We start from the raw sequence: 6,869 nt of genomic DNA, 5'->3' as shown, positions 1-6,869 counted from the left end.
AAAAACAAGCCAAAGCAGGCTACTACTCCCAAGAATTCCAACACGGAACCATCTACTGGAGCAAACAAACCAGCGGCTCACTCGTCCAAGGCGGAATACGAAACCTCTACAACAAACAAGGCGGCCCAACCAGCCAAATCGGCCTCCCCATCGGCGTAGAAAAACAAGCCAAAGCAGGCTACTACTCCCAAGAATTCCAACACGGAACCATCTACTGGAGCAAACAAACCAGCGGCACTCTCGTCGAAGGAGCCTTCCATGATTGGTACATCCAGAATGGTGGCCCTGAAGGACCGCTAGGCCTTCCTACGGGGCTCGCTGTTCAAAACGGTACTGGTCTCCGCCAGACCTTCACAAATGGCACACTGCTTTGGAGTAAGGCATCCGGAGTCACCCTTGAAACTGGCTCTCCTGACGCGCCGTCTCTCCCCCAGAAAAGAAACAGCCCATTACTTGAAGAGCAAGGAACACTCTCGCCTCTCAGTTCAGAACCTTCACCTGTGGAGAGCCCCGAAGTAGAAAGCGACATCGTAGAGGAAGGCCCAGAGCAGGCTCAAACAGATGAAGAGCCCCAGGCCCCACATGGCGAGTAGGCTCTTGCTGAAGGATCTCACGACGGCCCTGTCGAGAGACCGTCACGCTTGCTGAGTTCTCACGGTTGAAACCTTTTCCTTAAGACGCAGGAACTTGTCTTTAAGCAGTTGACGCTGACTTTGCCTCGATGCAACATGCTGCACCTCAGGATCGATCTCAAAACTCCGTGAGCATGCAAGAAAGGCCCGGCTTCAGATGAAGCCGGGCCTTTCACGTTTGCGCTCTGCCGAGTTCCTATGATGCGAACTCGTCCTGTGTCTTAGTGGGCCGTTCCCCAAACAGCCTGAACAGTCCGTTCGGAGGCCAGTCCGTCGTTGAGAGCACAGTATTGCTCATAAAAGCGTTCATACTTTTCATCGGGTTGCCACGACGAAAGCAACATCGTTTGAACAGTTTTCGCGACGTCCTCTGCTTTTTCTACCAAAGGCCCGGGAATAAGATCCTCATAATCAAGGTAGAAACCACGCACGCCTTCGCCATATTGTTCAAGGTCTGGCGCAAAGAATACCATCGGTTTCTTTGTCACAGCATAATCAAACATCACCGATGAGTAATCGGTGATCACGAGATCAGCAACTCTATAGAGGTCATTAATTTCGGGGTAATAAGTAACATCGATAACCGTTTCTGTTTCATCCGTTTTAGATCCGGCTCTCGCGTTATGTCCGTGTCCACGCATGAGAATAACGACATCGTCGCCAAGTTCTGATGAGAATTTATCAAGATCGAGGAAAGTGACGATTTCTGCTTCCCAGCCCCTGGCGGATTTATTATCTCGCCAGGTGGGGGCATACATCACAATTCGTTTGCCATCTGGGATTCCAAGACGTTGACGAATTGCTCGGGTGTCTTGATCGTCAGGCAATGTCAGAACATCGTTTCTCGGGTATCCAACTTCAAGCAACTGCCCTTTAAACCTGAACTCATGAACGAGCTTTTCTGATGCAAAACGACTTGGGGAGATCAGATAATCCCAACCCGCTGCCTGCTCTTCCATGGTCCTAATCCAGAACTCACTTCTCTGCTGGTCTTCCCAGTAGGAACGTCCGATCTTCTTCAAAGGCGTCCCGTGCCAAGTCTGAATATAGGTCTGGTATTCACGCTTCCTGAACCAGGTGAAGAAATAAACGTTATTGACCAGGTACTGAGCACGAGAAATGACTTCAAACCACTCACGACTGTAGCGGAGTACTGGTATTGCGCCTTCCGGAAGTTGCACTGTCTCGTCGATGACGCCCCAGTAGAGTTTCATATCACGGAACGTTTTCCGGAGCTCTTTGTGCAGAGCAAGTGCCGAGTCAGTAGCTTGCTCCCCTAGGTAGGACTGGAAGAACACAGAGTTTTCGATGGGCTCAAAATGAGCCTCCTGGTGCCACCGTTGTAAACGAGCTTGCCCGAGCGAACCTGTAATCTCATCGTTCGAAGCGAAGCCGAGGCTCACGAGGACTTTACCCTTTCGGTTCGTCAGGAATCGTACACGGTAGGTCTCGCCAAGCATCTCAACTGGCAAGTTCTTCACTGCTGAAAAGCTATACCTTACGGCTTCGGCTTTACTCCCCTTCAGCCCATCAAGGACATACTCTCCGTATGGGGCAATCCGCTTGTGCCCGAATTCATCGATCGTCAGATCGAAAAAGAGATCGGTAGTTGCACCACTCTTACTGGTTTTCGAAACAGTAAAAATATGTTGCTTGTTCTTCAACGTAATGTGTTCCAGGTCAGCAACTTCACCTGCGTACTGGAGATTGACCCTCAGCTGAGTCCCTTGCAACTCCATATGCTGCACTTCTACAAACCCATGCTTTGGCTGCACAAACAGTTTGTTATGGAGTCCTTTGTACACAAGGTGCTCGCCCAAACGCGCCGCGTGGTCTTCAAGTGTTCCAAAAGGCACGTCAATTTCAAGAGCTTGAATTTTTTGATTATTCAGACGTGCTGTTCTCTTGGAACGAGGAGCTTTGAACGTGAAGGTTTCGTGCGTCTTTCCCCCGCCCTCGGCCCCTACTCGAGGCCGGGCTGTTTCAATAACAAGTTGACCTGTTTGCGTTTGGATTTTCTCAAGAACACGCGTGCTCTCTCTGAAACTCAAAGCAAAGACTCGGTCTTCGTTCCTCGACACAGAAACGACCTCACCAGTGGGAGAAACCCATTCACGTATAGGGGCCCTCAACGAGTGCTCCGAGTAACGAGAGAGTTCGACTTCTTCGGTTCCCCAAGGCGTAGTCAGTTCAGCAACCAACAGTGAATCGCCATTTTTCTTCACGAATTCGATAAGCGCGGCAATTCCAACCGAGGCAGAAAAAGCCGATGGGTCATAATCGGGCCACTTCGATCCAACGCTCCTTGAAACAAAATCTCTCGACATTTCAACATCGAATTCAAGTTCTTCTTGCGTTTCTGACGAGCGGAAAAAAACCCTTCCCAGATGGTGTCCCGGTTCTGAGAGATCAACGTGCTTCACAAATGCCCAAGCTTCAAACGTAAGTTGGTCTTCGGTAAAGACGATTTGGTTCACCCTGTGTTCTACAAGGAGCTCTGAAGGGCTAAGCGTGAGTAACGCGCGAGGAACAGGGGTTTTAAAAGCCTCGAGGTAAGCGGGGCTAAACAGTACCTCGCCAGACTCAAAGACTTGCGTTGGTAAATGTCCACCTATCTGGTTGTTTGCTAGGAGCACCTTTCCCAAGAGCTCTTCTGATTCATTTTCCAAGGCCAAGAGCGCCAGCCGAGTTTTGACCGGAATACCCTTGATCGCTTCAGCCGTTATATACGGTTTTAGCATCGAAACGATGGCGTGTACCTCAGCACGATATTCCTCAGCTGCTGAAGCGGCTTCTGTGAGGTATGGAGTGAGGTCCATGCTCAACACCTTCGCGAGCCAGGCATTAAAGAGCTCTTCGTCATCGAGCTCCAATAAGAACTCCAAGACAGACGTGAGCACACTACGCCGGTCCTGGACGTCTTCTAACTGCCATTTCGTTTGGGTGATCGAAGAGCGATCCGCTCTAATTCTCCATTTAAAGACAACGTCTGGAATGACATCGAACCGCTCCGCCAGAACATAGGCCCGAGTAAGCGGATACTGGTCTTCGTAGCGGATCCCCTCGGGGAACGCGAAACCGATCGAATCAGTAAAGCTTTTTCTGAACATCTTGTTCCAAGCAAAAACGTTCGGCAGCCCATCCAAGTAATCGTGAATGGTCAGCCCGAGGCGCTTATTTTCATGCAAGCGCTCCAACCAAGGCGGCAGATAGTCAGAAACCTCAGTCATTCTGAAGTAAGCGCCAACAACGAAGTCCGACCCCGACTCAGTCAATGTTTCAAGCATCACCTGGACTGCTTGAGGAGGAACCACATCATCAGAGTCGGAGAAAACGACAAAAGCGCCTGTAGCGTGCTTCAGCCCAGTATTTCTCGCAGCACCGAGCCCTGCGTTCGGCTGTGAAATCAGCTTAATTCGGCGATCTTTTTTCGCATAGCGTTCGGCGATGGCTCGGGAGTTATCAGTCGAACCGTCATTGACCAAAATGATTTCTAGATTGGTATAGCTCTGGTTGACGATGGAACGCAAACATTCAGCAAGATAGTTCTCGACGTTATAAATGGGAACAATGATGGAAACCTTCTCAGGCTCTCCCTTGAAAAGTGATTCGCCTTGCAAAGCTCTGCGTACCGTTCTTCTCAGCGGAAGCGGCAGCCCATCAAAAAGAAACCTGCGGAGTTGCGTCTTTTCTTCATTGACCAGAAAGCTATCAAGCTTCTTTTTCAAAAAGTTCCCCGAAACCGCCATACCTATCCTTTTATAATTCGAGCTGCAGCCTGTCAAAATTTGGTCAACACATCGCGGACTTCGAATCCGATATCTCCCGGAGCCGTCTCGACGCACCAGTCTCGCTCATTACTACTGGTTCTAGCCTATCTTGATCGTTGCAGCTTATCGCTTCATAAGCTGAAGTTTTAAGGGCTAAGCACTTTGGCCTGTTAGGTGCGCAAACTGAGAGCCTCCGTTGAAAGCAAAGACTCCCTCTCACAGGCTCCTACGCCCAAACCCGACAGGTTCACATTGCTGTTCACTCACTACTCCGCTTTGGTCAGATGTTCTTGCGTTTGAACGGCTACCGCCGCTTGGGTCTCACCGAGCTTCTCAGCAAGCGGATCCGCCAACGACTCCGAGTAGCTCGCCGTGAGGTGGTGGCTATCGCGCCATACAAGGTTGTTGCCCACGACGGCCGGGCAGTTGTCGGCGTCGGGGCACACCCAGTTGTCCATCGAGATAACCTCGACGCCGTCGACCTCTTCGGCGGCGTCGAGCTCTGGGCGCGGAATCTCCTCGAGAGCCTCCTTGCGCGGCGTCGAGCATTTGGTGAGTTTCGTCGGATGCTCTGACACGCACTCGGGTACGTGGTGACCCATCTCAGGCGTATCAGCGATAACCACGAGGTCGATGCCCTGCTCGGTCAGGCCGTCCCAGATATCTTCATAGGCATTCTCGAGCACCGTTTCTCTCTCGTCTTCGGGCAAGATCTCACCGCCCTTCATGATGCCTCGGCTGCCCTCGTTGCTCGTGATCACGACGTCGGGGCTGGTCGTTTCGATCTCGTCGTATACGGCGTCAACCCACTCGCGGCATTCTGGGTATGATCCGCCTTGTTTCACTTGGTCAGCGGGGGCAAACGCGCAACCCGACTTCGTGTGCACAGTGAGCTTGAAGCCCTGTTCTTCGGCGATCTCGATGAGTGCCGGTGCCCAGTTCGCGGCGTGCGAGTCGCCGACAAGCACGACCTCGGTGCTCGAGTCGGTGTCACCGAACGAGCAATCGGCGGGCTCGGTTCCCTCGTAATCGCGGTGACATTTTCCGTCACCGTAATGCTGCGCGTTGTCTTTGTTGGCCTCAAGCACCGCTGGCGCGATGCCGTCGCTCACCACGTCGACGGGCGTGCCCGATCCCTCAAACGAGCTCAAATCGTCGTCTGAAACGTCATCGGTGAGCACCCGAGCTCCCTGCGCGTTCTCGGCGACCGGCTGCTCGGCACCCGTGATTCGGGCAAAGCCGAACACGGTCGCGGCAGTCACCACCGTGATCATGATCATTGCAAACCCCGAGCGGATCGCAGCCCACGAACTCTTCTTCACGCGGCCCCAGTCGCGAAACGGCACCTCGACGAAGCGGTAGCTCGCGTAGGCGGGCGCGAACGCGAGGGCGCACGTCACGAGGCCCCAGGCTGGCGTGAGGGTTCCGCCGAGTAACGCCGTCGCAAATACGATGAGCGGCCAGTGCCACAGGTATAGCGAGTACGAAAGATCGCCGACGAAGCGCATCGGGCGCAGCGAGAGCGGTCTACCGATGCCGACGGCGTCGCGCCCCTCGAACCCTGAGATGATAACCGCGGCTGTCGCGAGAGTCGGTACAAGAGCGGCGGGGCCTGGAAAAGGGATCTCGCCGACGACGAAGGTCATGCCGGCAACGATGAGCGCAGCGGCGCCAATGTAGCCGAGCGTGAGGGCTACCCGCGAGGGTATGCGGCTCAGCTGTGGTGCGAGAATGGCGAGCAGCGCGCCTACTGCGATCTCCCACAGTCTCGTCGTCGTGACGAAGTAGGCGACCTCGGGGGTGCGGGCCGTCGCGACCACTGCCCAGATGAGCGAGGGCACGGCGACGAGCAGGGCTGCGGCGAGCGCCCACCGGCGAAAGCGAGACTCGCTGAGCGGCTCGCTGGTTCCCACGGCACGGGCACTGCGTCTCATGAGTACGAGCACAACGATGAGTAGCAGGGGCCACACGATGTAAAACTGTTCTTCGACCGAGAGCGTCCAGAAGTGTTGCAGCGGGCTCACCGAGGCCCCCGCGTTCTGATAACCGGTGCCTGCAGCAAACACCCAGTTGGCGACGTAGACGGCGGCGGCCGCCGCCTCAAGCGCGGTATCTTGCCAACGCAACGGGGGCAGGATGAGCATTGAGAGCACGAGCGTGACCACGATCACGAGGGTCGCGGCTGGCAGAATGCGTCGAATGCGTCGCGCATAGAAGTCGGCGAGGTCGATGCGGCCGGTGCGGCTCACCTCTCGCAGCATGAGACCAGTAATGAGAAAGCCCGAGATGACGAAGAACACGTCGACACCGATGAAGCCGCCAGAGAAGAAAGGCACGCCCGCGTGATAGAGCAACACGAGCATGACGGCCACAGTACGGAGGCCCTGAATGTCGGTTCGGTGCCCGCCTTTCGCACGCACTGGTCTCGAGGTATTCGACTGTGTCATGACCGCAGACATATTGGTAC

At 54.2% G+C, this 6,869-nt stretch carries 3 protein-coding genes; 1 reads left to right on the top strand and 2 read right to left on the bottom strand.

All coding sequences use genetic code 11. The annotated features are described in order from the left end of the window. On the top strand, positions 1–593 hold a 593-nt coding region (locus KTJ78_RS11870), incomplete at its 5' end, for an LGFP repeat-containing protein (protein WP_369808086.1). A 260-nt stretch (positions 594–853) separates the two neighbouring features. Here KTJ78_RS11870 and KTJ78_RS11865 read toward each other — a convergent pair. Both KTJ78_RS11865 and KTJ78_RS11860 read right to left on the bottom strand, forming a co-directional pair. Then, entirely contained in the window at positions 854–4,381 is a 3,528-nt protein-coding gene (locus tag KTJ78_RS11865) for a bifunctional glycosyltransferase/CDP-glycerol:glycerophosphate glycerophosphotransferase (protein ID WP_217136035.1), read from the bottom strand. Positions 4,382–4,668: 287 nt separating this feature from the next. Next, positions 4,669–6,861, bottom strand: a complete 2,193-nt coding sequence (locus KTJ78_RS11860) for an acyltransferase family protein (RefSeq protein ID WP_217136034.1) — start codon at positions 6,859–6,861, stop codon at positions 4,669–4,671. Positions 6,862–6,869 lie beyond the last annotated feature (8 nt).

This window comes from Leucobacter chinensis, from assembly GCF_019049105.1.
Taxonomy (GTDB): domain Bacteria; phylum Actinomycetota; class Actinomycetes; order Actinomycetales; family Microbacteriaceae; genus Leucobacter_A; species Leucobacter_A chinensis.
Note: the sequence above shows the minus strand (reverse complement) of the source record. Positions and strands in the feature narration are given on the sequence as shown.